Here is a 1,863-nt window from a genome sequence, read left to right as displayed (position 1 = left end):
ACGTGGCGCGCCGCTTCGGCCGCGACGTAAGCCTGGCCGCCCGATTCGACGCCGGCCGTCACTTCGTTCAGGGGCGCGTTCGGCGCGCGCTTGGGCAGCAGGTTGATCATGCCACCGATGCCGCCGCCGCCCGGCGCCGCGCCGTTGATGAAGCTGTTCGCGCCGCGCAGCACTTCCACGCGTTCCAGCAGCTCGCTCGCCACGAACTGGCGCGGCAGCAAACCGTATAAACCGTTATACGCGAGGTCGTCCGAGTTCACCGCGAAGCCGCGGATCACGTACAGCTCCTGGTAGTTGCCGAAGCCGCGCGCCACGCGCACCGACGGATCGTTCTGCACGACGTCCGCGACGCTCCTGGCCTGCTGGTCCTGGATCAGCGCGTGCGTGTAATTGGTGGCGTTGAACGGCGCGTCCATGATGTCCACGTTCCCCAGCAGGCCGAGACGCCCGCCGCGCGCCACCTGGCCACCGGCATAGGCGGACGGCAGGCCCTGCGCCGACGCGTCGGCGGACGCGGTGACCACGACGGTGGCGATGCCGTCGTCGGTCGTCTGGGCCGAGGCCGAGGCGGCGAGGAGGAGGGCACCGACGGCGATCGGCGTGAGGATGGTGCGGGGAAACGGTGCGGACTTCATGGTAACGTTGTTTGTTTAATGAGAATAATTCTCATTATACGGAGCGTTCTTGCGTTCGTAAATGAGAACTATTATTATTTAGCCTCAGCCGCAACAATCCCGCCCCGTTTCCCGCTCATGTCTCCCGCACACCTCCGCCGCTGGTCCTGGATCCATACCTGGAGCAGCCTCATTTGCACCGTCTTCATGCTGCTGCTGTGCCTGACGGGTCTGCCGCTGATCTATCACCACGAGATCGGCCACCTGCTCGGCAACGACATCGAGGCGCCGCAGTTGTCGGCCCCGCAGGCGCCGGCGAGCCTCGACCGCGTGATTGCCGCCGGCCAGGCGCGCTATCCCGACAAGGTCATGATGTACATGTCGCAGGAGCCGGACGAACCGTCGCTGTGGTTCCTGACGATGGGCGCTCACGCGAACGACCCGGATTTCAAGAGCATCGCCATCGACGCGCGCACCGCGCAATTCGTCGGCGAGCCGCCGATCGAGGGCGGCGGCGTGATGCAATTCCTCTTCCACCTGCACGTCGACCTGTTCGCAGGCGTGTGGGGCAAGCTGTTCCTCGGCTTCATGGGATTGCTGCTGCTCGTGGCCATCGTGTCCGGCGTCGTGCTGTACGCGCCGTTCATGCGCAAGCTGGAATTCGGGACCGTCCGCCAGGGCCGTACGGCGCGCCTGAAATGGCTCGACCTGCACAACCTGCTGGGCATCGTCACGCTCGCGTGGGCGCTCGTCGTGGGCGCGACGGGTGTCGTGAACACGCTGGCCGACGTGCTGCTGAAGGTGTGGCAAGTGACGGAGATCGCCGAGATGACGAAGCCTTACGCGGGCCAGGCCGCGCCCGTGACGCTCGCGTCGATGGAGGCGGCGGTGCGCCATGCGGAAGCGGCGGCGCCCGGCATGCGCGTCGGCTTCATCGCGTTCCCCGGCACGCCGTTCGCGACGCCGCACCACTACGGCGTGTACATGCATGGCGACGCGGCACTGACGTCGCGCCTGTACCAGCCGGTGCTGGTCGACGCGCAGACGGCCGCCGTGACGGACCGCAGGGAGCTGCCGTGGTACCTCAAGACCCTGCTGCTGTCGCAGCCGCTGCACTTCGGCGACTACGGCGGCGCCGGCATGAAACTCGTGTGGGCGCTGCTGGACGTGGCGACGATCGTCGTGCTGGGCAGCGGCCTGTACCTGTGGCTGCGGCGCGGGCGCGCGGCGGCGCGGACGGCACGTGCGC

At 67.5% G+C, this 1,863-nt stretch carries 2 protein-coding genes; one reads left to right on the top strand and one right to left on the bottom strand.

Annotated elements, in window-relative coordinates:
* Positions 1 to 635, bottom strand: a 635-nt coding sequence (locus ACEN88_RS30605; protein WP_413345782.1) for a TonB-dependent receptor plug domain-containing protein, incomplete at its 3' end; no start/stop codon positions are given.
* Positions 636 to 752: 117 nt separating this feature from the next.
* Here ACEN88_RS30605 and ACEN88_RS30600 point away from each other — a divergent pair.
* The coding region (locus tag ACEN88_RS30600) for a PepSY-associated TM helix domain-containing protein (protein WP_413345780.1) at positions 753 to 1,863 on the top strand (1,111 nt) is incomplete at its 3' end.

It is taken from the genome of Massilia sp. CT11-108 (assembly GCF_047302915.1).
Taxonomy (GTDB): Bacteria; Pseudomonadota; Gammaproteobacteria; order Burkholderiales; family Burkholderiaceae_D; genus Telluria; species Telluria orientalis.
This window is presented reverse-complemented; position numbering and strand designations above follow the sequence as displayed.